Genomic DNA, 20,852 nt, shown 5'->3' on the forward strand with positions numbered 1-20,852 from the left:
CCGCCGGGGGCTGGAAACCGTGGCCGGACAGGGGGCGACTCCCGGTTGAGGCCCGCGATACGAGTTGGGGCAGGATGCTTGCAGCAGTAATCGAAGAAGGCGCAGTGCGATCAGAGGGGGCCACGTGACCAACACAGCCAATCCGCTCCGCGACCCGCGGGACAAGCGCCTGCCGCGGGTGGCCGGGCCGTGCGTGCTCGTGCTGTTCGGGGTCACCGGGGACCTGTCGCGCAAGAAGCTCCTCCCGGCGATCTACGACCTGGCGAACCGGGGGCTGCTGCCGCCGGGCTTCTCCCTGGTGGGCTTCGCCCGGCGCGACTGGGAGAACGAGGACTTCCGCCAGATCGCCTACGAGGCGGTGAAGGCGCACGCGCGGACCCCGTTCCGCGAGGACGTGTGGACGCACCTGTCGGAGGGGATGCACTTCGTCCCCGGCGAGTTCGGCGACCCGGGCGCGTTCGACGCGCTGTCGATGGCGGTCAAGGAGCTGGACGACAGCCGCGGCACCGGCGGCAACTACGCGTTCTACCTGTCGATCCCCCCGAAGGCGTTCCCCCAGGTGGTGGAGCAGCTGCAGCGCAGCGGCCTCGCCGACCGCAAGGAGGGCTCCTGGCGGCGCGTCGTCATCGAGAAGCCGTTCGGCCGCGACCTGAAGACCGCCCTGGAGCTGAACGACACCGTGCACCGCGTCTTCCCCGAGGAGTCGATCTTCCGGATCGACCACTACCTCGGCAAGGAGACGGTGCAGAACATCCTGGCGCTGCGGTTCGCCAACACGATGTTCGAGCCGATCTGGAACCGCTCGTTCGTCGACCACGTGCAGATCACGATGGCCGAGGACATCGGGATCGGCGGCCGCGCCGGGTACTACGACGGCATCGGGGCCGCCCGCGACGTCATCCAGAACCATCTGCTGCAGCTGCTGGCGCTGACCGCGATGGAGGAGCCGACGTCGTTCCGCGCCGACGCCGTCCGCGCGGAGAAGGCCAAGATCCTCTCCTCGGTGCGGGTGGCCGGCGACCTCGCCGAGTCCACCGCGCGGGGCCAGTACGCGTCGGGCTGGCAGGGCGGCGTGAACGTCCGGGGCTACCTGGAGGAGGACGGCATTCCGGCCGACTCCCGCACCGAGACCTACGCCGCGGTCAAGCTGGAGATCGACAACCGCCGCTGGGCGGGCGTCCCGTTCTACCTGCGCACGGGCAAGCGGCTCAGCCGCCGGGTGACGGAGGTGGCGATGGTGTTCCAGCAGGCGCCGCACCTGCCGTTCTCGCACACCGACACCGAGGAGCTCGGGCAGAACGCGCTGGTGATGCGGGTGCAGCCGGACGAGGGCATCACGGTCCGGTTCGGCTCGAAGGTGCCCGGCACCTCGATGGAGATCCGCGACGTCAACATGGACTTCGCCTACGGCGAGTCGTTCACCGAGGCCTCGCCGGAGGCCTACGAGCGGCTGCTGCTGGACGTGCTGATCGGCGACCCGCCGCTGTTCCCGCGGCAGGAGGAGGTCGAGCTGTCCTGGAAGATCCTCGACCCGATCGAGGAGTACTGGGCGAGCCGCGGCGGTCTCGACCAGTACAAGTCCGGCGGCTACGGACCCGACAGCGCCGACGAGCTGATGGCGCGCGACGGCCGCACCTGGCGGCGGCTCTAGATGAACAGAGGCTCTGAGAGATGAACATCGATCTGACCGGCACGACCACCCGCAAGATCCAGGACGCGCTGACCCAGTCCCGGCATCTGATGGGCGGCCCGGCCGTCGGCATGGTGCTCACGCTGATCATCGTGACGGACGAGTCGGCGCAGTACGACGCGGTCCGCGCGGCGACGGAGGCGGCGCGCGAGCACCCCTGCCGGGTGCTCACCGTCATCTCCCGCGATCCGCGCGGCAGCTCCTCGCGGCTGGACGCCGAGATCCGGATGGGCGAGACCGGCCCGGGCGAGACGGTGCTGCTGCGCATGTACGGGCCGCTCGCCGAGCACGCCGACTCGGTCGTCGTGCCGCTGCTGATGCCCGACACCCCGGTGGTGACGTGGTGGCCGGGCGGCAAGGTGCCGAAGGTGCCCGCCCAGGACCCGCTCGGCCGGCTGGCGCAGCGCCGGGTCACCGACTCCTACGCGGCCCGCGACCGGCTCGGCACCCTCGCCCAGCTCGCCGAGGGATACCGGCCGGGCGACACCGACTTCACCTGGACCCGGCTGACCTCGTGGCGGTCGCTGCTGGCCGCCGCACTCGACCAGGACCACGACGAGGTCACGGCCGGCGAGGTGATGGCCGAACCGGACTCCCCGAGCGCGGAGCTGCTGGCGGCATGGCTGTCGATCCGGCTCGGCGTCCCGGTGGGCCGGACGGTCTCCGAGGGGCCCGGCATCACCGGCGTGCGGCTGGCGACGACCGGCGGCGACAGCGTCATCGACCGCCCGGACGGGCGGGTCGCGACGCTGTGCCGCCCCGGCCAGCCCGACCGGCAGGTGTCGCTGATGCGCCGCCCGATGGCCGAGCTGCTGGCCGAGGAGCTGCGGCGGCTCGACCCCGACGAGGTCTACCGCGAGGCCGCAGCGCGGTTCGCCAAGGACCTCGCGGGCGGGTCGGAGAAGCCGGGCGTGGCGAGCGAGCCGGTGTCGGCGACGGCCGGCGCGGCGAAGACCGCGCCCGCCAAGAAGGAGGCGGCCAAGCCGTCCCGGTCCCGGTCGTCGTCCGGGCCGGCGAAGCGGCCGCGCGGCAAGTCGGGGGACGCGTGACTCCACCGCCGGCGGTGCTGGTGCACCGCGACCAGGACGTCCTCGCCCAGGCCGTCGCGGCGCGGCTCGTGACGCGGATCGCCGACGCCCAGGCGGAGCGCGGGTCGGCGTCGGTCGTGCTGACCGGCGGCGGGGTCGGCACCGCGGTGCTCGCCGCGCTGGCCGCCACCGGCGCGCGCGACGCGATCGACTGGGGCCGCCTCGACGTGTGGTGGGGCGACGAGCGCTTCCTGCCCGCCGGCGACCCGGAGCGCAACGAGACCGGGGCGCGGGCGGCGCTGCTCGACCACGTACCGCTCGACCCGGCCCGGGTGCATCCGATGCCGGCGACGGACGGGCCGGACGGTGACGACCCGGAGGCCGCGGCCGAGCGGTACGCCGCCGAACTGCGGGCCGCCGCGCCGGACGCGGGCCCGGTGCCGGCATTCGACGTGCTGATGCTGGGCGTGGGGCCGGACGCGCACGTGGCGTCGCTGTTCCCGGAGATGCCGGCGCTGGACGACGAGGGCGCGGTGGTGGCGGTGCACGGCGCCCCGAAGCCGCCGCCGACCCGGATCTCGCTGACGTTTCCGTCACTGCGGGCCGCGGACGAGGTGTGGCTGCTGGCGTCGGGTGAGCCGAAGGCCAAGGCCGTCCGGCTGGGGCTGTCGCCGGACACGCCGCGCACGCAGGCCCCGTGCTCGGGGGCCCGCGGCCGGCGGCGGACCCTCTTCCTGCTGGACCGCGCCGCCGCCTCGGAGCTCCCGCCCGGCTGACTCCGGACCGCGCGACGAACGGACCGGCTCCCGAAGCGATGGGAGCCGGTCCGTCCGCTTGGCGGACCGGCGGAATGTTGCGCATGTTGGGTCTTTTGCCGGGAACCGTGCATACCCTGGCGAAGGGATTACCCCCGTCGAGCGTGAGGAGTTCTCTGGTGCTCAAGGGTCGGGCAGGGACGGCGAGTGCGGCGATTCTCGGGGCGGTGGCGATCGCCGCCGCGGGCTGCTCGTCCGGCGGCGGCGACGGCGGCAAGGGCGGGGACGGCGGCGGCAAGGCCGCCGACGCCGTGAAGCTGGCCATCACCCCCACGACCGGCACCAAGGAGGCCGCCCCCGACAAGCCCGTCACCGTCACCGCCGGCAACGGCAAGCTGACCAGCGTGACCCTCACCTACGGCAAGAAGAACACCAAGGCGGAGGGCACGCTCGCTCCGGACGGGAAGTCGTGGAAGTCGTCGTGGACGCTGCGGCCGTCCACGACGTACACGGTCACCGCGCAGGGCACCGGGGACGGCGGCAAGCAGGTCACCACGACGTCCACGTTCACGACGCTGACACCGAAGAAGAAGCTGGAGAGCGGCATGTCGCCGCTGGACGGCGAGAACGTCGGCGTCGGCATGCCCGTGCAGTTGCTGCTGTCCAAACCCGTCAGCACCAAGGCCGGCAAGGTGGCGGTGGAGAAGGCCCTTGAGGTCCGCATGTCCAAGCCGGTCGAGGGCGCCTGGTACTGGATCAGCGACAAGGAGGTCGACTTCCGGCCGCACGAGTACTGGCCGTCCGGGCAGAAGGTGAAGGTCGTCGCGCACCTGGCGGGGCTGAAGGCCGGCGAGGGCATGTACGGGACGAAGGACCGCAGCGTCAGCTTCACCGTGGGGCCGCGGCACGTCACCACCATCGACGCCAAGAAGCACCGTGCGACGGTGACCGACGGCGGCAAGACGGTCCGGACGATGAAGGTCAGCCTCGGCAAGCCGGGCCACGACAGTTACAGCGGGACGATGATCGCCCAGGAGAAGGCGGCGAACATCGTCATGGACTCCGCCACGACCGGCGACCCGGGCGAGTACCGGATTCCCACCAAGTGGAACGTCCGCCTCACCTACAGCGGGACGTTCGTCCACTCGGCCCCGTGGTCGACCGACGCGCAGGGCAACGACAACGTCAGCCACGGATGCGTGAACGCGGCCCCTTCGGACGCCAAGTGGTTCTACAACTTCACCAACCGCGGCGACATCGTGAAGGTGACGGGCACCACGCGGCAGTTGCAGTTCGGGAACGGGCCGACGCCGTGGGCCAAGTCGTGGGACGCCTGGCTGAAGGGCAGCGCGACGGGCAAGCCGGTCATGGGCACGCCCCTCAAGTGACCCGGCTCACGTGCCGTCCCCGGCGTCACTGGCAGACTTGGCCGCATGCAGAAGCTCTCGTTGGACGCACAGGTACGGGACCACCTGAAGCGCGCCGCCGCGGCCTCGACCGGGCGCAGCGCCGAGACCGTCTACGGCGGACATGAGCACGTCCTGCGCCAGACTCTCATCGCCCTGACGTCGGGGACGACGCTGGCCGAGCACGAGAATCCCGGCGAGGCGACGGTCCTTGTGCTGCGCGGGCGGGTGCGGCTGCTGTCGGGCGAGAACTCCTGGGACGGGATGTCCGGCGACCTGCTGATCGTCCCGGATGCGCGGCACAGCCTGGAGGCCGTGGAGGACGCCGCCGTCCTGCTCACCGTCGCCAAGCCCGGCTGACCACTCCGGGCGTCACCTCCCCTCCGGAGCGCACACCCCTGGAAGACAGGGGTTGACAAGTTTTGATTGGTGTATCAATAATTAAGCCATGACGACAGGCCGAGGGACGACGAAGCGGGGCACGCGCAGGCCCACCGCGGAGGAGCGCCGCGAGCAGGTGCTCGAAGCCGGGATCAGCGTGTTCGCGGAGTTCGGGTACCACGCCACGAAGACCGCCGACATCGCCAAGCGGGCCGGCATCTCCCAGCCGTACATCTACGCCCTGTTCGACGACAAGAAGACCCTGTTCCTCGCCTGCCTGCAGCGCGTGCGCGAGCAGATCCGGGACGCGTTCACCGAGGCCTGGCGGCCCGGTGACACGCCCGAGCAGTCGCTCATGGCACTGGGCCGCAACTACCACAAGGTCCTCGCCAACCCCGACGCTCCGCGCTGCCAACTACAGGGGCACGCCGCGTCCGCCGACCCCGAGATCCGCGCGTTCATGCGCCGCGGGTTCATCGAGGCCTCCGACCTGGTCATGGAGATGACCGGGGCCGACCGCGCCACGGTCGTCCGGTTCATGGCCGCCGGCAACCTGCTGAACCTCGGCACGGTGCTCGGACTTCCGCCCGAGTACACGCACATGACCCCCTGACCCCTCCCGTCCGGCTGCGGACGGGACCTTTTTCGGCCGTCGATTTATAGGTCTATCAATCAGAAAGAGTCCCGATGTCCTCCCCCACCGCCCTTGACGCGCAGAAGAGCGCATCGGCGGCCGCACAGGCCCCCGTTTCCTACCCTCGCCGCTGGTACACGCTGGCCGTGCTCTGCCTGTCGCTGCTCGTGATCGTCGTCGACACGACGATCGTCAATGTCGCGATCCCCACCCTGGCGTCCTCGCTCGGTGCGAGCGCCGGTGGGCTGGCCTGGATCGTCGACTCCTACACCCTCGTCTTCGCCGCCCTGCTGCTGCCCGCCGGAACTCTCGGCGACCGGTTCGGCCGGCACCGGGCGCTCGCCGCCGGGATGCTCGTCTTCGGCGCCGGCTCGCTCGGTGCCGCGATGTCGGCCACCGCCGGCCAGCTGATCGCGGCCCGCGCGGTCATGGGCGCCGGCGCCGCGCTGATCATGCCCGCCACGCTGGCGCTGCTGACCGCCGTGTTCACCGACCCGCGCGAACGGGCCCGGGCGATCGGCCTCTGGTCGGCGGTGAGCGGTGTCGGCGTCGCGATCGGCCCGACCGCCGGCGGCTGGCTGCTCCAGCACTACTCGTGGAGCGCGATCTTCGCGGTGAACCTGCCGGTCGTGCTCGTCGCGCTGGCCGCCGGCCGGTTCTTCGTGCCCGCCTCGGCGGCGCCGCACCGGCCGCGGATCGACATGACCGGCGCCGTCCTCGCCGCCGCGGGCCTGGGCTCGCTCACCTACGCGGTCATCCAGGCCGGCGAGAGCGGCTGGACCTCGTCCGGGACGCTGCTGCGGTTCGCGATCGCGATCGTCCTGCTGGCGGCCTTCGGTGTGTCGCAGGTCCGCGGCGACCACCCGATGCTCGACCTGAGCCTGTTCCGGGACGGCCGGTTCACCGCCGCCGCGATGTCGGTGATGGCGCTGTTCTTCGGGCTCGCCGGGATCACGTTCGTGGTCACCCAGATCTACCAGTTCGTCCTCGGCTACTCGCCACTGGAGGCCGGGGTCCGGTCGCTGCCCGGCGCGCTCGCCCTTACCGTCGCGTCGCCGGCCGGTACCCGGCTCGCCGCCCGCTTCGGGATCCGCACCGCGATGACGGCCGGGCTGCTGGCCGCCGCCGCGGGGCTGGGGTTCTTCGCGACCGCGTCCGGCGGCACCGGCTACCTCCACTACATGATCGCCTCGATCGTACTGTGCGCCGGGATCGGGCTGACCATGGCCCCCGCCACCCAGTCGGTCATGTCGTCGCTGCCGCCCGCCAAGACCGGGATCGGGTCGGCGGTCAGCAACACCACCCGCAACCTCGGCACCGTCCTCGGCGTCGCGGTCGTCGGCAGCATCGCCGCCACCACGTACTCCGGCGGCATGCCGGACGGACCGGCGGGCGAGTCGATCGGCGCCGCCGCCGGGATCGCGCAGCACCTGCCCGGCCCCGCGGCGCAGTCCCTGCGCGAGAGCGCCGCCCAGGCGTTCGTCCACGGCGCCGACCTCGGCGTCCTGGTCACCGCGGCCGTCATCCTGGCAACCGCGGCGCTGTCCGTCCGGTTCCTGCCCGGCCGCCGCTGAGATCCCCCTCCGGAGGGCCGCGCGCACACCGCGCGGCCCTTCGGCGTGCCTACCAAAGTCGATGCGCCGCCGACCTCGGGATGCTTTTCCGGCCGGGGCGCATGGCTACCGTTGTGCGGGTGAACCTCAGGCGATCGTGGCGCGACTGGCTCGGCGACGTGGCCGTCACCGCGGCGGCGGTGCTGCTCGGCCTGCTGATGCTCCAGGCGTCGCTGAACGACTTCCCCGAGGACTCCAAGACCGCGATCCCCCGGGACATCGCGATCGGCGTGGTGTCCTGGATCGTCATGCTGCTGTGGCGGCGCCGGTATCCGGTCGCCATCGCCCTGGTGATGACCGCGGGCCAACTGACGGCCTCGACCGTGCTCGGCACCGCCATGGCCGCGGTGTTCTCCGTCGCGATGCTCCGGCCCTGGCGGACGAGCGTCCCGGTCGCCGCCACGACCGCGCTGACGGTCCTCGGGCTGTTCTGGCTCGCGCCGCTGTCCGAGCGCGAGTTCCGGGAGGGCATCGTCGCGTTCGGCCTGCTGCACGTGGCGCTGCTGTCCACCGGAATGCTGGTCCGGTCCCGGCGGCAGCTCATCGCGTCGCTGAGGGAGCGCGCCCGTGCCGCCGAGACCGAGCAGCGGCTGCGGGTCGAGGAGGCCCGGCTGCTGGAGCGGGAGCGGATCGCCCGCGAGATGCACGACGTCCTCGCGCACCGGATCTCGCTGCTGGCCGTGCACGCGGGAGCGCTGGAGTTCCGTCCGGACGCGCCGGCCGAGCAGCGCGAGGCCGCCGGGATCATCCGGCAGAGCGCCTACGAGGCGATGGAGGACCTGCGCGAGGTGATCGGCGTGCTGCGGGACGATTCGCCGGGCGCCGAGCCCGAGCGTCCGCAGCCGACGCTCGCCGACGTCGCCGGGCTCGTCCGGGAGTCGCGGCGCGCCGGCGCCCACGTCACGCTGGAGGACGGCGTGCCCGACGCGGCGTCGGTCCCGTCCCGTGTCGGGCGGCATGCCTACCGGATCGTCCAGGAGGGGCTGACGAACGCCCGCAAGCACGCGCCGGGCGCGCACGTCCTGGTGTCGCTGGGCGCCGGGACCGACCTGGACATCGAGATCGTCAACGCGCTGCCGCCCGGTCCGCCCGCCCGGCCCCTGCCCGGGTCCGGGGCCGGGCTCGTCGGCCTCGCCGAGCGGGTGGCGCTGCTCGGCGGGACGCTGGAGCACGGCCGCACCGGCGACGGCCGGTTCCGGCTGCGTGCCCTGCTCCCGCTGGAGATCGCGCATGGCGCCGGGGCCGGAGGGAAGGGTGATACGCATGGCAGCGAACTCCTCTGACCGGCCCCTGCTGGAGGAACTGGACCGCGCCGAGTGCATGCGGCTCATCGGCGGCGGCAGCATCGGACGGGTCGCGTTCGACGACGGCGAGGGCCCCACGGTCGTCCCGGTGAACTACGCCGTCGACGGGGACTCGGTGATCTTCCGGACGTCCTCGTCCGGGCGGCTGAACCGCAGCCTGCTGACGTCGGTGGCCGGCGGGGAGGTCCGGGCGGCGTTCCAGGTCGACCGGTTCGACGAGTCGAACCACGAGGGCTGGAGCGTCTTGCTGCGCGGCGGGGCCCACCACCTGTCGGCCCCGGAGAAGGCGAAGGTCCCGCAGGTCGACTCGTGGCCGGGCGGCGACCGCGAGACGTGGTTCCGGCTGGCGGCGATGGACGTCACCGGGCGCCGCCTGCACCGGCCCTGACGCACGGGACCGAGGGGGTCGCGGGCCGTAGGGTTGCGGAATGGACTCCCCTCCCGTGCGCGTGCTGATCGTGGATGACGACGCGCTCGTCCGCGCCGGCCTGTCGATGATGCTGTCGAGCGCCCAGGACCTGGACGTGGTCGGCGACGTCGCCGACGGCGCCGAGGTCGTCGCCGCCGTCAACCAGCACCGCCCCGACGTCGTCCTGATGGACATCCGGATGCCCCGGCTCGACGGCCTCGCGGCGACGGAGCTGCTGCGCGGCCGCCGCGAGCCGCCGGAGATCATCATCCTGACGACGTTCGACACCGACGACCACATCCTGCGCGCCATGCGGGCCGGCGCGAGCGGCTTCCTGCTGAAGCACACCCCGCCGCCGGAGATCGTCCGTGCGATCCGGCAGGTCGCGGCCGGTGAGCCGATGATGTCACCGGCCGTGCTGCGCAAGATGATGTCGTACGTGGCCGAGAGCGGCGTCGACCCTCGCCAGGCCCGGGCCCGCGAACTGCTGGCCCGGCTCACCGACGGCGAGCGGGCGGTGGCCGCACTCGTCGGACGCGGCCGGACCAACGGCGAGATCGGCCGGGAGCTGTCGCTGAGCGTCGCCACCGTGAAGGCGTACGTGTCGCGCCTGCTGACGAAGCTGGACCTGAACAACCGCGTCCAGATCGCGCTGCTCGTCCACGACGCCGCCCTCGACGACTAGTCCTCCCGCCCGCCGGACGTGAGGGGGACGTGCCGGAGGAGAAGCGCCGCCGCGAGTCCTGCGGCAAGGACGGGCAGGGCCACGAGGAACAGGGTGGAGAACGCGTCCGCGAACGCTTCGGCGACACCGTCCCGCACCGGCGCGGGGAGCGTGTCGAGCACCTCGGGGCGGACGGCGTCGTCGAACGCGGGGACCTGCCCGTCCGGGACGCGCCGCCCGACCTCCTCGGCGAACCGGTTCGCCACGATGGCGCCGAAGACCGCCATCCCGGCCGCGGTGCCGAGCATCCGGGTCGCGAACACGCCGGAGCTGGCCGCCCCCAGGTCCGCCCGCGGCGCCGCGTTCTGCGCGATCAGCATGACGACCTGCTGCGACAGCCCGGCCCCGAACCCGAGCACAGCCATGTAGCAGCCGGCGGTGAACAGCCCGGTCCCGGCGTCCATGCTCGCCAGGAGCGCCACGCCGGCCGCGCTGATCGCCATGCTCGCGGCGGGCAGCCGGTGGTAGCGCCCGGTCCGGTGGATGTACCTTCCGGCGGCCATCGAGGCGGCCACCAGGGCGGCCATCATCGGCAGGAGCAGCAGGCCCGATCTGGTCGCCCCCACTCCCCCGACGACCTGGAAGAACATCGGCAGGTAGGTGGCGAGGCCGAATCCCGTCGCCCCGCCGACGGCCGCGATGACGCAGGCGACGCCGAACGAGCGGTCGCGGAAGAGGCGCGGCGGGATCACCGGCTCGGCGGCCGTCCGCTCGGCGAGCGCCCACGCCGCGAAGAGCACCGCCGATCCCGCCGCCAGCGCGAGGACGACGGGCGAGCCCCACGCGTACCGCGTCCCGGCCCAGCTGGTGAACAGGGTGAAGCAGGTGACCGCCGCGCCGAGCAGGACGATGCCCGGGTAGTCGATCCGCGGCCTGCCCTCCGGTCTCGGCAGCCGCAGGAACAGCACCGTCGTGGCGGTGGCGGCGAGGCCGAGGGGCAGGTTGACGTAGAAGACCCACCGCCATGAGGCGTGGTCGGTGAGGAACCCGCCGACCAGCGGGCCGGCGATGCTGGACACCGCGAAGATCAGCGCCGAGTACCCCTGGTACTTCGCGCGCTCGCGGGGCTCGAACAGGTCTCCGGTGAGCGCGAACATCGAGCTCATCAGGCACCCGGCGGCGGCGCCCTGCACGACGCGGAACACGATCAGCCAGGTCATGGTGGGCGCCGCCCCGCACGCCGCCGACCCGGCCATGAACCCGAGGAGCCCGGTCAGCAGGATCGGGCGCCGCCCGAACAGGTCGCCGAGGCGTCCCGACAGCGGGACGGTGACGCTGGTGGCAAGCACGTACCCCGTCGACACCCAGGCGAGCCGGCCGAGCCCGCCGAGGTCCCCGACGATCGCCGGCAGCGCGGTGCCGAGGACCGTCGCGTCCAGCGAGGACATCAGCCCGGCGAGCATCAGCCCGCCGAAGACCAGCAGCCGGTGCCGGCGGCTCATCGGCGGCATCATCGCGACCATGTGCACCTCACATTTCTATGCTTAAGACATGTAGATGCTAAACACAGACAGATGAGCGGCGCAAGCTAGCTAGACTTGCCGCCATGAACCGGGAGGCACTGGACACGGTCGAGCGGAGCATGGTCAGGCTGCGGCGCGGCATGTCTCGGCAGCGGCTGGGCAAGGCGGCGATCCGGGAGCACAACCTCCCCGTGGACGTCCAGGTCCTGCACGTCGTGGACGTCGTCGACGAGGGCCCCGACCGGCCCGGCGAGGAGATGAGCGTGGGGCTGGTGGCCGCCCGTCTCGGCGTCGACGCCTCGCGCGGCAGCCGGATCGTCGCCGAGGCGGTCAAGTGCGGCTACATCCGCCGCGTCGCGTCCCAGGAGGACGGCCGGCGCATCCACCTGGAACTCACCGACGCCGGCCTGGCCGTCGTCGACGCCACCCGCCGGACGCGGCAGGAGCACTTCGCCAAGGCCATGCGGGACTGGACGGACGAGGAGCGCGCGGAGTTCGCCCGCCTCCTCGCCCGCTTCGTCCACACCTACGAGGGCTGACCCTCCCGGGCGGCGAGCCGCCGCGGGGAGCGCGCGCTCAGGCTCCCGTGGTCGAGCCGGGACGGACGATCATGAGAACGACGACGATCGCCCACAGCAGGTTGAACACGCCGGTGAGACCGGCCAGCCGCGCCACCGCCCCGGCCGGGACGTCCTCCCCCGGCGGCAGGGCGAGCAGCCGCCGCTGCCCGGGCAGGATCGCCAACGCGAGGACGCCCGCGGCGATCGCGGTCAGCACGATCGACGCGATCAGCCACGCGTCGGCGAGCACCCCCATCCTCGCGCCGGTCGCGAACCCGAAGGCGGGGACGGCGACACCGACGACCGTGTAGCTCCGGCAGACGCGGTGCAGGAACGCGGCCGTCCCGTCGCCCGGCTTCGCCTCGCGCGCGCAGCGGGGGAACACCGACGCGGCGACGGCGATCGGCCCGATCGCCAGGATCGCCGCGAGCACGTGCACGGACAGCAGCACCTTGGTCATGATCCGGCTCCCATGTCTTCTCTCCCTATGTATTGGCTGCCAATAGGTACCATGCCTACATTAATTTTGTGTAGGCTGCCTACTCATGAGGGCGGACGCGGTGCGCGGACATCTGGACGGCCTGCTGCTGGCCGTGCTGGAGCCGGGGCCCCTGCACGGTTACGCGATCATCGCCGCGGTCCAGCGCCGCAGCGGCGGGGCGCTGGAGCTGCGCACGGGCACGATCTACCCGACCCTGCAGCGGCTGGAGCGGCTCGGGCTGCTGCGCAGCTCCTGGGACGCGGTCGGCGAACGGCGGCGGCGCAGCTACGAGCTGACCGACGCGGGACGGCGGGCCCTGGCCGACGAGCGCGCGGCCTGGCGGGAGTTCACCGCCGCGATCGGCTCCGTCCTGAACCCGGCGACATGAGCGCCCGCATCGGCGAGGCCGACCCGGCCGAGGAGTACGCCACCGCACTGGCGGGCGCCCTGCGCGGCCCGGCACGCGCCAAGTCCCGGATGGTCGAGGAGATCCGCGACGGATTCGCGGACACCGTGACCGCCCACACCGACCAGGGGCTGCCGTACGAGCAGGCCGTCCGCAGGGCCCTGCACGAGTTCGGCGCCGCCGACGACCTGGTCCCGGCCTGCCAGCGGGAGCTGACGATCGCCCAGACCCGGCGCACCGCCCGCGCCGCCGCCCTGACGGTCCCCTTCCTGGCCGGCTGCTGGCTGCTGATCTGGACGTCAGGGCTCGACCGCGGCTGGCCGATGCGGCTGCTGGCCGTCCACCTCGCCTGCGTCGCCGCCACCGCCGGCCTGCTCGCCGCGGCGACGCTGGCCGCGACGGGCCCGATCGCCCGCCAGCTGCCCCTGCCGTCCCGGCTTCCCCTGACGGTCGCCTGGACCGGGACCGCCTCCGCCGTGGCCATGGCCGTCGCCGCGCTCGCCCTGGTCGCCGTCGCCGCACTGGCCGGCGACTGGCCGCTCATGGTGCTCTCCGGCGGGTTCGCGGCCGCCTCGCACGCCGTGGTCGCGGCCTCCTCCCGTGCCTGCCGGGAGTGCGCCCGGCTCCCGGCGTCCACGGCCTGACCGGCCGGGCGCCGGACGCGCGTCACCCCCGGGTTGCGGGTTCGGACCGTCCGCCTACACCCCCGGTTGCGGGTCCGGCCCAGGGCGTTGGGCCGCGCGGAGGACGGTCCGGGCGGGCCCACCCGTCTAGGCTGATCACATGGGTGGTCGCGGCAGTCCCCGCGCTCCGCGCGGCCGGGTCCGGGACGCGGCCCTGGCCGGCGGCGCGCTGTTGGTGGTCCCCGTCAGCAGCCTGAAGTCACTCACCGCCGCCTCGGCGGAGCCCTGGACGGCCACGGCGTTCAGCTGGACGCTGATCCTCCTCGCCTGCGGGGCGCTGTACTTCGGCCGCCGGTACCCGGTGACCGTCGCCGCGTTCGTCCTCGTGACCACCGCCGTCTACTACGTCACCAGCGTCCACGACGGCGGGCTGATGATCGCGGTCATCGCCGCGCTGTACCTCGTCGCGGCCGCCGGCAGGCTGCAGGCGGCGGTCGTCCTCGCCGCCCTCACCGTGATCTGCACCGGCACCGGGACGCTGCTCGGGAACAAGGACGTCAACGGCGTCGCCCTCTTCATGCTGACCGGCTGGGTCGTGGCCATGGTCGCGCTGGGCTGGGTCCGGTACAGCCGGCTGGCCTACCTGCGGGAGGCCGAGCGCGTCGCCGCGGGCGAGGAGCGGCTCCGCATCGCCCGTGAGCTGCACGACGTCGTCGGGCACCACCTCTCGCTCATCAACGTCCAGGCCGGGACGTCACTGCACCGTTTCCACCGGGACCCCGCGCAGGGCGAGGCCGCGCTCGCCGCCATCAAGGAGTCGAGCCGGGAGGCGCTGCGCGACCTCCGCGCCACGCTCGGGGTGCTCCGGCAGGCCGACGAGGAGGCGCCGACCGCCCCGGCCCCCGGCCTCGACCGGATCGGCGAGCTGATCGGGTCGGCGCGGTCGGCGGGGCTCACCGTGCACAGCCGTCTCGCCGGGGCGGCGGACGCGCCCACCGAGGTCGGACTGGCCGCCTACCGGATCGTCCAGGAGTCCCTTACCAACGTGTCGCGGCACGCCTCGGCCGCGGAGGTCACCGTCAGCGTGGAGCACGGACAGGGCGAGCTTCGCATCGAGGTCGCCGACGACGGCCCCGGCCAGGCCGTCTCCCCCGGCGCGCCGGGGAGCGGGCTGGACGGCATGCGGGAGCGGGCCCGCGCGCTCGGCGGCGAGCTGACCGCGGGACCCGGGCCGGGCGGCGGCTTCCTCGTCCGGGCCCGGCTGCCGTACCCGGCGCCGAGCCGGAACGGGGCGCCGGTCCGATGATCAAGGTCCTGCTGGCCGACGACCAGGGCCTCGTCCGCGCCGGGTTCCGCTCCATCCTCGACGACGAGGACGACATCACCGTGACCGGCGAGGCCGCCGACGGCGAGCGGGCCGTGGCCGCCTGCCGCGACCTGCGCCCGGACGTGGCGCTGCTGGACGTCCGGATGCCCCGGATGGACGGGCTGGAGGCCGCCCGCAGGATCACCGCCGACCCGCGGCTGGACGGCGTCCACGTCGTCATCCTGACCACGTTCGACCTGGACGAGTACGTGTACGGCGCACTGCGCGCCGGCGCCACCGGCTTCCTGCTGAAGGACACCGACCCGGCCGAGCTGATCCACGCCGTGCGGGTCGCGGCGCGCGGGGACGCGCTGATCACCCCGTCCGTCACCCGCCGGCTGATCGGCGAGTTCGCCGGGCGGGTCGACGCGCCCGAGCCCGGGCCCCGGCTGAAGGCCCTCACCGACCGGGAGCGCGAGGTCATGCTCCTCGTCGCCGGCGGGCTGAGCAACGACGAGATCGCCGCGCGCCTCGTCCTCAGCTCCGCCACCGTCAAGTCGCACGTCAGCCGCATCATGGCGAAGGCCGGCGCGCGCGACCGGGCCCAGCTGGTCGTCATGGCCTACGAGTCGGGCATGGTCAACCCCCGCTGGATGCGACCCGGGAGGTAGCCGGCCCGCCCGCCCCGCAACCGGCGGGGTGGCCCGGATGCCCGCCCGGGGCCGATGCCCGGCGGCACACCGCGTCCCGACGCTTGAGGGCATGAACATCACGGGCGCCTTCATCGGGTTCTTCGTCGGCGGGGCCGCGGGCTTCCTGCTGACCGAGACCGTCGGCGCGTTCTTCACCTTCGTCCTGGACCGCGCGCTCGACGTGGACGGCACCCCCGTCCTGCTCGCCGCCTTCGTCGTCGTGCCGATCCTGTCCGCCGTGTCCGGTGCCGTCGCCGGCGCCCGCTTCAGGAACCGAGGTTGACATGCCCGCCCCCGGCACTCCCCCGGCGGGCCGGTTCGGACGCCTGGCCGCGTGGTCGCAGCGGCACCGCTGGGCCGCGCTCGTCCTGTGGGTCGCCGTGGTCGCGGCGATCACGGTCGGCTCCCAGGCCGCCGGCAGCACCTACCACAACGACTTCTCCCTGCCCGGAACCGATTCGCAGGCGGCCGCCGACCTGATGGCGAAGCACGGGTCGCGGCAGGCGGACGCCACCGTGCAGATCGTCGTCCAGGACGCGCAGGGCCTCGCAGCCGAACGCCAGGACATAGGCGCCATGCTGGCGGAGATCCGCGGGCTCCCCTCCGTCACCGACGTGGGCCCGCTGACGATCTCGCGGTCCGGCACCATCGGCTACTCCACCGTCACGCTCGACGCCGCCGCGCAGGACGTCCCGAAGGAGCGGGTGACCAGGATCATCGACACCGCCCGGGCCGCCTCCGGGCACGGCCTGCGCGTCGAGCTCGGCGGCGACCCGGTCCGCGGCGCCGAGGAGAGCGGAGGCGGCGGAGCCGAGGGCGCGGGAATGCTGGCGGCCCTGGTGATCCTCGTGCTGCTGTTCGGCTCCCTCGTCGCCGCCGCGCTCCCCCTGGTCACCGCCCTGTTCGCGGTGGGCGGCGCGATCGGGCTGATCACGCTGGCCTCGCGCGTCTTCACGGTCGCCGACTTCACCCCGCCGATCATGATGCTGATCGGGCTCGGCGTCGGCGTCGACTACGCCCTGCTGATCTTCTACCGGTACCGGCGGGAACTCCGGGACGGCGCCGATCCCGCCGCGGCCACCCGCCGGGCGCTGGACGCGGCCGGGCGGACGGTCTTCTTCGCCGGCTGCACCGTCATCATCGCGCTGCTCGGCCTGATCGCGCTCGGGCTGGGATCGCTCCAGGGAGTCGCGCTCGCCGTGGCCCTGACCGTGCTGGTCACGATGGCGGCGTCCCTGACGCTGCTGCCCGCGCTGCTGGGCGTCTTCGGCGGCCGCATCCAGCGGCTCGTGCTGAAGCGGGCCGCGAAGTCGGGCCCGCCGGAGGACGGCGGTTGGCGGCGGCTGGCCGCGGCCGTCCAGCGCCGTCCCGTCCCGGCGCTGCTCGTCGCCGTCACCGCGCTGCTGGTCCTGTCGGCGCCCGCGCTGGACATGCGCCTCGGCTTCGCCGACGCCGGCAACGACGCCCCGTCCACGACCGGCAGGCAGGCGTACGACCTGCTGGCGGAGGGGTTCGGCCCCGGGTTCAACGGGCCGCTCATCGTGGTGGCCCGGGGCGACGCCGAGGAGCTCCGGACGGCGCTGACGCGGACCAGGGGCATCGCGGCCGCGACCCCGCCGATACCGTCCGCGGACGGCGCGGTGTCCGCCGTCATCGCCTACCCCGCCACCGCGCCGCAGGACGAGGCGACCGCCCGCCTCGTCCACGAACTGCGCGACGACGTGCTGCCGTCCCTGTCGGCCCGCACCGGCACCGGCTACCTGGTCGGGGGCCCGACCGCCGCGGCCCAGGACTTCTCGGACTCGGTGTCGGCGCGGATGCCGCTGTTCGTCGCCGTCGTCGTGGGCCTGTCCGCCCTGCTGCTGACGGTGGTGTTCCGCTCGGTGCTGATCCCGGTCAAGGCCGCGCTGCTCAACCTGCTGTCGATCTCGGCCGCGCTCGGCGCGATCACCCTGGTGTTCCAGGACGGCCGGTTCGGCGCGCAGAGCGGCCCCGTCGAGGCGTTCATCCCGGTGATGATCTTCGCGATCGTCTTCGGCCTCTCCATGGACTACGAGGTGTTCCTGGTGTCCCGCATCCACGAGGAATGGGAGCGCACGCGAGATCCGTCCCGCTCGGTGCGGGAGGGCCTGGCCGCCACGGGCAAGGTCATCACGGCCGCCGCCGCCATCATGATCGTCGTGTTCGCGGCGTTCGTGCTGAGCCCCGACCGCATGCTCCAGCAGTTCGGGCTCGGCCTCGCCGTGGCCGTCCTCCTGGACGCGGTCGTCATCCGCTGCCTGATCGTCCCGGCCGTCATGCAGGTGCTCGGCAGGCACGCCTGGTGGCTCCCGGCCCCCCTCGCCAGGCGCCTCCCGAAGCTGGCACTGGAGCGCCCCTGACGACGACCGTCACATCGGTTCCAGGCCACCAGCGAGCAGTGCTTTCAACCTTTTGGTTTACAAGTGGGCGGGTGGCGGTCTACCATGGTTTCAACTGTTGAGTTGAAAACTGGAGGGGCGATGGCCGCGGACACGCTGTCCAAAGTCTTCGCCGCCCTCGCGGATCCGACCCGGCGCGACATGGTGGCCCGGCTCTCGGAGGGCGACGCGACCGTGAGCCGGCTGGCCGAGCCGTACCGGATGTCGCTGCAGGCGGTCTACAAGCACCTGCGCGTGCTCGAGGACGCCGGGCTCGTCAGCCGGCCGCGAGGGCCGCAACCCCGGTCCGTGCGCCTGGAAGTCCAGGCCCTGGAACTGATGGACACCTGGATCGAGCGTCACCGGCGCCGAGTCGAGCAGCGCTACCGCCGCCTCGACGCCGTCCTGGCGGAGATGAAGGGAGACGAGCATGAACAGTCCGAAGAAGACGGTCATCGAAGCGGACCCGAAGCTGCCGGTCATCCGGACGAGCCGTGATTTCACGGCGACGCCCGAGCAGCTGTTCCGCGCCCACACCGATCCGGCGCTGTTCGCCCGGTGGGTGGGGCCCGACGTCACGACCACCCGGATCGAGCACTGGGACGCGCACACCGGCGGCAGCTGGCGATACGTCTCGGTACACGACGGCACCGAGTACGGCTTCCACGGCAGCTTCCACGAGGTACGGCCCGACCGGATCGTGCAGACCTTCACGTTCGACGGCGAACCCGACGGAGTCGCGCTGGAGACGTTGTGGTTCGAGGAGCTCGGCTCCGGCCGTACCCGGCTGCGGACGCAGGCGCTGGTCGACAGCTTCGAAGGCCGCGACGCGATCCTGCGCAGCGGCATGGAGGTCGGCGTCGAGGAGGGCTACGCCAAGCTCGAAAGGATGATCGGTGATGACGCTGTCTGACCGCCCGGCCGAGCGGCACCGGCAGGTCGCCGGGCTGTTCACCGACCGGGTCCGCGGCACCCGGTCGTGGGACGCGCCGGCACCGGTCGCCGGCTGGACCGCCCGCGACGTCGTCCGTCACCTGACCGACTGGTTCCCCGGGTTCCTCGCCTCCGGCGCGGGGATCGACCTGCCCCGCGGACCGTCGGTGGACGAGGACCCGGTCGCCGCGTGGCAGGTTCACTACGACGGGGTGCAGGCCTTGCTCGACGATCCGGAGACGGAGCATCGGAAACTCACGAACCCGCACATCGGCAGCCTGCCTCTGGACGCCGCGATCGACCAGTTCTACACAGCCGACGTGTTCATGCACACCTGGGATCTCTCCAGGGCCACCGGCCAGGACGACCGGCTGGACCCGGACTTCTGCGCACGGCTCCTCGACGGGATGGAGCAGATGGAGGAGGTCCTCCGCTCGTCCGGACAGTACGGGCCCCGGGTCGAGGTTCCGGGCGGCGCGGACGCCCAGACCAGGTTGATCGGTTTCATCGGCCGCGACCCGTTCTGGCCGGGAACGTGAGCCGGGCGCGCCGGATCATGCCGGACGCGTGGTGAGCACGGCGCACAGGGCGTCCAGGGCGGCCGGGTAGGCGGCGCCGAGTGGGGTGCTGTAGCCGACGACGAAGCCCTGCGGCCGTCCGGCGGGATGGTGCCAGTGGCCGCCAAGGGGCATGAGGGCCAGGTCATGGGCCGCGGCACGCCGCATGACCTCGTCCTCGCCCGGCCCGCCGTCCGGGAGCAGCACAAGCGCGTGCAGTCCTGCGGCGATGCCGAGCACGCGGACTTGGGGGACGCGGGCACGGAGCGTTCTGACGAGCAGGTCCCTGCGGCGGCGGTAGCGGAGGCGGGACGCGCGGACGTGGCGGTCGTAGGCGTGCGTGCCGATGAGGTCGGCGAGGACGAGTTGCCCCAGCGACTGGGTGTGCGCGTCGGCGAGCCGTTTGGCCTCGGCGAAGGGCTCGACCAGATGCGCGGGCAGCACGAGCCACCCGAGCCGCAGCGCCGGGGCGAGGGTCTTGGACGTGGTTCCGCCGTAGACGACGTGGACGGGCGCCGTTCCCTGGAGGGCGCCCACGGGCTGGCGGTCGTAGCGGAACTCGCCGTCGTAGTCGTCCTCGACGAGGAGTCCGCCGGCGTCGCGAGCCCAGGTGACGAAGGCGCGGCGCCGGTCGGGGCCGAGGGTCGCTCCGGACGGGTACTGGTGCGCCGGGGTGAGCACGGCCGCGCCCACCCCGTCGAGGGGCTCGGGACGTGCGCCCATGTCGTCCACCGGCAGCGGGACGACGCCGAGCCCGGCCCGCCGGACGATGGCGCGGTGGAACGGATGCCCCGGCTCCTCCATCGCGAACGCCGCCGTCCCCGCCTCCCGCAGGACGGAGGCCAGGAGGCCGAGGGATTGGGCGTAGCCGGACGTGACGACGATCCGCTCAGGGTCGGCGTGGACGCCGCGCGCGCGTCCGAGGTAGCCGGCCAGCGCCGCGCGTAGCTCAGGACGACCGCGCGGATCGCTGAGCGCGTGCACCTCGGACGGCGCCTCCGCCAGGACACGCCGGGTCGAGCGCAGCCACGCCGCCGAAGGGAACGTGCTCAGGTCGGGTCTTCCCGGCAGCAGATCGTGTACCGGTGTCCGACGGCTCTCCCCGCGCCGCACTTCCCCGGAAGAAAGACCTGCCGCCGTCGCGGTCGCGGAACCCGCCCAGGTGGAGGGGGCCGACACCGGCGCCAGATCCGCCCGGTGGGCGATGTCCGCGACGCGGGTGCCGGAGCCGGGGACGGCGATGATGTGCCCCTCGGCGATGAGCTGGTCATAGGCGGCGCTCACCGTCCCGCGGGAGAGGCCCAGTTCCGCGGAGAGGGCGCGCGTCGAAGGGAGCGGTGTGCCGGGAGCGAGGCGTCCCGCCACGATGGCGGCGCGGAGAGCGCGTTCCAGACCCGCCCGGCGGCCGCCGGAGGTGTCGATGTCCAGATGCAGGTCGACCGAACCGGACCAGCTTTTCGGCATGGAACCGGATCTTAATCCTGGTCC

23 protein-coding genes are annotated in these 20,852 nt (G+C 73.1%); 20 read left to right on the top strand and 3 right to left on the bottom strand.

Going from position 1 to position 20,852, the window contains the following annotated elements; translation table 11 throughout:
- Positions 1 to 124 precede the first annotated feature (124 nt).
- The 10 genes from zwf to ACQPXG_RS25065 all read left to right on the top strand — a co-directional run bounded on the left by zwf (position 125) and on the right by ACQPXG_RS25065 (position 9,905).
- Complete coding sequence (zwf, locus tag ACQPXG_RS25020; protein ID WP_433461543.1) at positions 125 to 1,651, top strand: glucose-6-phosphate dehydrogenase; 1,527 nt, start codon at positions 125 to 127, stop codon at positions 1,649 to 1,651.
- Between the two features lie 20 nt (positions 1,652 to 1,671).
- Positions 1,672 to 2,739 carry a glucose-6-phosphate dehydrogenase assembly protein OpcA gene (locus ACQPXG_RS25025; protein ID WP_433461544.1) on the top strand — a complete coding sequence of 356 codons (1,068 nt, stop codon included), beginning with the start codon at positions 1,672 to 1,674 and terminating at the stop codon, positions 2,737 to 2,739.
- Positions 2,736 to 3,494 (top strand): 6-phosphogluconolactonase, encoded by a 759-nt coding sequence (pgl, locus tag ACQPXG_RS25030; RefSeq protein WP_433461545.1) that lies wholly within the window; start codon positions 2,736 to 2,738, stop codon positions 3,492 to 3,494. Before ACQPXG_RS25025 ends, pgl begins: the two co-directional genes overlap by 4 nt.
- 158 nt (positions 3,495 to 3,652) lie before the next feature.
- Positions 3,653 to 4,861, top strand: a complete 1,209-nt coding sequence (locus ACQPXG_RS25035) for an Ig-like domain-containing protein (protein WP_433461546.1) — start codon at positions 3,653 to 3,655, stop codon at positions 4,859 to 4,861.
- A 45-nt stretch (positions 4,862 to 4,906) separates the two neighbouring features.
- Positions 4,907 to 5,239: a cupin domain-containing protein gene (locus ACQPXG_RS25040; protein ID WP_433461547.1), complete on the top strand. Its 333-nt coding sequence runs from the start codon at positions 4,907 to 4,909 to the stop codon at positions 5,237 to 5,239.
- Positions 5,240 to 5,327: 88 nt separating this feature from the next.
- Positions 5,328 to 5,873 (top strand): TetR/AcrR family transcriptional regulator, encoded by a 546-nt coding sequence (locus ACQPXG_RS25045; protein ID WP_433461548.1) that lies wholly within the window; start codon positions 5,328 to 5,330, stop codon positions 5,871 to 5,873.
- A gap of 74 nt (positions 5,874 to 5,947) precedes the next feature.
- Positions 5,948 to 7,468, top strand: a complete 1,521-nt coding sequence (locus ACQPXG_RS25050; RefSeq protein WP_433461549.1) for a DHA2 family efflux MFS transporter permease subunit — start codon at positions 5,948 to 5,950, stop codon at positions 7,466 to 7,468.
- Between the two features lie 119 nt (positions 7,469 to 7,587).
- Complete coding sequence (locus tag ACQPXG_RS25055; RefSeq protein WP_433461550.1) at positions 7,588 to 8,790, top strand: sensor histidine kinase; 1,203 nt, start codon at positions 7,588 to 7,590, stop codon at positions 8,788 to 8,790.
- Positions 8,771 to 9,199, top strand: coding sequence for a pyridoxamine 5'-phosphate oxidase family protein (locus tag ACQPXG_RS25060; protein WP_433461551.1), 429 nt, complete (start codon positions 8,771 to 8,773; stop codon positions 9,197 to 9,199). Before ACQPXG_RS25055 ends, ACQPXG_RS25060 begins: the two co-directional genes overlap by 20 nt.
- A 40-nt stretch (positions 9,200 to 9,239) precedes the next feature.
- Entirely contained in the window at positions 9,240 to 9,905 is a 666-nt protein-coding gene (locus ACQPXG_RS25065) for a response regulator transcription factor (RefSeq protein WP_433461552.1), read from the top strand.
- Here ACQPXG_RS25065 and ACQPXG_RS25070 read toward each other — a convergent pair.
- Positions 9,902 to 11,407 (bottom strand): MDR family MFS transporter, encoded by a 1,506-nt coding sequence (locus tag ACQPXG_RS25070; protein WP_433470047.1) that lies wholly within the window; start codon positions 11,405 to 11,407, stop codon positions 9,902 to 9,904. The two genes, ACQPXG_RS25065 and ACQPXG_RS25070, sit on opposite strands and share 4 nt — an antisense overlap.
- Positions 11,408 to 11,490: 83 nt before the next feature.
- Between ACQPXG_RS25070 and ACQPXG_RS25075 the strand changes: the two genes are divergently transcribed.
- The gene (locus tag ACQPXG_RS25075; RefSeq protein WP_433461553.1) at positions 11,491 to 11,946 is read left to right on the top strand and encodes a MarR family winged helix-turn-helix transcriptional regulator; all 456 of its coding nucleotides are present in this window, start codon (positions 11,491 to 11,493) and stop codon (positions 11,944 to 11,946) included.
- 37 nt (positions 11,947 to 11,983) lie between these two features.
- Here ACQPXG_RS25075 and ACQPXG_RS25080 read toward each other — a convergent pair whose 3' ends face one another.
- On the bottom strand, positions 11,984 to 12,427 hold the full coding sequence (locus ACQPXG_RS25080) for a hypothetical protein (RefSeq protein WP_433461554.1): 444 nt from the start codon (positions 12,425 to 12,427) through the stop codon (positions 11,984 to 11,986).
- An 85-nt stretch (positions 12,428 to 12,512) separates the two neighbouring features.
- Here ACQPXG_RS25080 and ACQPXG_RS25085 point away from each other — a divergent pair, with 85 nt between their 5' ends.
- From ACQPXG_RS25085 to ACQPXG_RS25125, 9 genes are all read left to right on the top strand, one after another.
- Complete coding sequence (locus ACQPXG_RS25085) at positions 12,513 to 12,836, top strand: PadR family transcriptional regulator (RefSeq protein WP_433461555.1); 324 nt, start codon at positions 12,513 to 12,515, stop codon at positions 12,834 to 12,836.
- A complete protein-coding gene (locus tag ACQPXG_RS25090) occupies positions 12,833 to 13,498 on the top strand; it encodes a permease prefix domain 1-containing protein (protein WP_433461556.1) in 666 nt (221 codons plus the stop codon). Before ACQPXG_RS25085 ends, ACQPXG_RS25090 begins: the two co-directional genes overlap by 4 nt.
- 139 nt (positions 13,499 to 13,637) lie before the next feature.
- On the top strand, positions 13,638 to 14,783 hold the full coding sequence (locus ACQPXG_RS25095; RefSeq protein WP_433461557.1) for a sensor histidine kinase: 1,146 nt from the start codon (positions 13,638 to 13,640) through the stop codon (positions 14,781 to 14,783).
- Positions 14,780 to 15,454 carry a response regulator transcription factor gene (locus tag ACQPXG_RS25100; protein WP_433461558.1) on the top strand — a complete coding sequence of 225 codons (675 nt, stop codon included), beginning with the start codon at positions 14,780 to 14,782 and terminating at the stop codon, positions 15,452 to 15,454. The genes ACQPXG_RS25095 and ACQPXG_RS25100 overlap by 4 nt, the downstream gene beginning before the upstream one ends.
- 91 nt (positions 15,455 to 15,545) lie before the next feature.
- Positions 15,546 to 15,758: a hypothetical protein gene (locus ACQPXG_RS25105; RefSeq protein WP_433461559.1), complete on the top strand. Its 213-nt coding sequence runs from the start codon at positions 15,546 to 15,548 to the stop codon at positions 15,756 to 15,758.
- A gap of 1 nt (position 15,759) precedes the next feature.
- On the top strand, positions 15,760 to 17,856 hold the full coding sequence (locus tag ACQPXG_RS25110; protein WP_433461560.1) for an MMPL family transporter: 2,097 nt from the start codon (positions 15,760 to 15,762) through the stop codon (positions 17,854 to 17,856).
- A 120-nt stretch (positions 17,857 to 17,976) separates the two neighbouring features.
- Entirely contained in the window at positions 17,977 to 18,372 is a 396-nt protein-coding gene (locus ACQPXG_RS25115; RefSeq protein ID WP_433461561.1) for an ArsR/SmtB family transcription factor, read from the top strand.
- Positions 18,305 to 18,787 (top strand): SRPBCC family protein, encoded by a 483-nt coding sequence (locus ACQPXG_RS25120; RefSeq protein WP_433461562.1) that lies wholly within the window; start codon positions 18,305 to 18,307, stop codon positions 18,785 to 18,787. Before ACQPXG_RS25115 ends, ACQPXG_RS25120 begins: the two co-directional genes overlap by 68 nt.
- The gene (locus ACQPXG_RS25125) at positions 18,774 to 19,346 is read left to right on the top strand and encodes a TIGR03086 family metal-binding protein (protein ID WP_433461563.1); all 573 of its coding nucleotides are present in this window, start codon (positions 18,774 to 18,776) and stop codon (positions 19,344 to 19,346) included. Before ACQPXG_RS25120 ends, ACQPXG_RS25125 begins: the two co-directional genes overlap by 14 nt.
- Before the next feature lie 15 nt (positions 19,347 to 19,361).
- Here the strand turns inward: ACQPXG_RS25125 and ACQPXG_RS25130 are convergent, their stop codons facing one another.
- Positions 19,362 to 20,828: a PLP-dependent aminotransferase family protein gene (locus ACQPXG_RS25130; protein WP_433461564.1), complete on the bottom strand. Its 1,467-nt coding sequence runs from the start codon at positions 20,826 to 20,828 to the stop codon at positions 19,362 to 19,364.
- Positions 20,829 to 20,852 lie beyond the last annotated feature (24 nt).

Source organism: Spirillospora sp. CA-128828 (genome assembly GCF_050945415.1).
Classification (GTDB): domain Bacteria; phylum Actinomycetota; class Actinomycetes; order Streptosporangiales; family Streptosporangiaceae; genus Spirillospora.

What these genes read in the sequence shown, in the direction of transcription:
- ACQPXG_RS25025 (WP_433461544.1), top strand. Translation starts at nt 1,672, where the DNA reads ATGAACATCGATCTGACCGGCACGACCACCCGCAAGATCCAGGACGCG.
- ACQPXG_RS25040 (WP_433461547.1), top strand. Translation starts at nt 4,907, where the DNA reads ATGCAGAAGCTCTCGTTGGACGCACAGGTACGGGACCACCTGAAGCGC.
- ACQPXG_RS25045 (WP_433461548.1), top strand. Translation starts at nt 5,328, where the DNA reads ATGACGACAGGCCGAGGGACGACGAAGCGGGGCACGCGCAGGCCCACC.
- ACQPXG_RS25050 (WP_433461549.1), top strand. Translation starts at nt 5,948, where the DNA reads ATGTCCTCCCCCACCGCCCTTGACGCGCAGAAGAGCGCATCGGCGGCC.
- ACQPXG_RS25060 (WP_433461551.1), top strand. Translation starts at nt 8,771, where the DNA reads ATGGCAGCGAACTCCTCTGACCGGCCCCTGCTGGAGGAACTGGACCGC.
- ACQPXG_RS25065 (WP_433461552.1), top strand. Translation starts at nt 9,240, where the DNA reads ATGGACTCCCCTCCCGTGCGCGTGCTGATCGTGGATGACGACGCGCTC.
- ACQPXG_RS25070 (WP_433470047.1), bottom strand. Translation starts at nt 11,407, where the DNA reads ATGGTCGCGATGATGCCGCCGATGAGCCGCCGGCACCGGCTGCTGGTC.
- ACQPXG_RS25075 (WP_433461553.1), top strand. Translation starts at nt 11,491, where the DNA reads ATGAACCGGGAGGCACTGGACACGGTCGAGCGGAGCATGGTCAGGCTG.
- ACQPXG_RS25080 (WP_433461554.1), bottom strand. Translation starts at nt 12,427, where the DNA reads ATGACCAAGGTGCTGCTGTCCGTGCACGTGCTCGCGGCGATCCTGGCG.
- ACQPXG_RS25085 (WP_433461555.1), top strand. Translation starts at nt 12,513, where the DNA reads ATGAGGGCGGACGCGGTGCGCGGACATCTGGACGGCCTGCTGCTGGCC.
- ACQPXG_RS25090 (WP_433461556.1), top strand. Translation starts at nt 12,833, where the DNA reads ATGAGCGCCCGCATCGGCGAGGCCGACCCGGCCGAGGAGTACGCCACC.
- ACQPXG_RS25095 (WP_433461557.1), top strand. Translation starts at nt 13,638, where the DNA reads ATGGGTGGTCGCGGCAGTCCCCGCGCTCCGCGCGGCCGGGTCCGGGAC.
- ACQPXG_RS25100 (WP_433461558.1), top strand. Translation starts at nt 14,780, where the DNA reads ATGATCAAGGTCCTGCTGGCCGACGACCAGGGCCTCGTCCGCGCCGGG.
- ACQPXG_RS25105 (WP_433461559.1), top strand. Translation starts at nt 15,546, where the DNA reads ATGAACATCACGGGCGCCTTCATCGGGTTCTTCGTCGGCGGGGCCGCG.
- ACQPXG_RS25110 (WP_433461560.1), top strand. Translation starts at nt 15,760, where the DNA reads ATGCCCGCCCCCGGCACTCCCCCGGCGGGCCGGTTCGGACGCCTGGCC.
- ACQPXG_RS25115 (WP_433461561.1), top strand. Translation starts at nt 17,977, where the DNA reads ATGGCCGCGGACACGCTGTCCAAAGTCTTCGCCGCCCTCGCGGATCCG.
- ACQPXG_RS25120 (WP_433461562.1), top strand. Translation starts at nt 18,305, where the DNA reads ATGAACAGTCCGAAGAAGACGGTCATCGAAGCGGACCCGAAGCTGCCG.
- ACQPXG_RS25125 (WP_433461563.1), top strand. Translation starts at nt 18,774, where the DNA reads ATGACGCTGTCTGACCGCCCGGCCGAGCGGCACCGGCAGGTCGCCGGG.
- ACQPXG_RS25130 (WP_433461564.1), bottom strand. Translation starts at nt 20,828, where the DNA reads ATGCCGAAAAGCTGGTCCGGTTCGGTCGACCTGCATCTGGACATCGAC.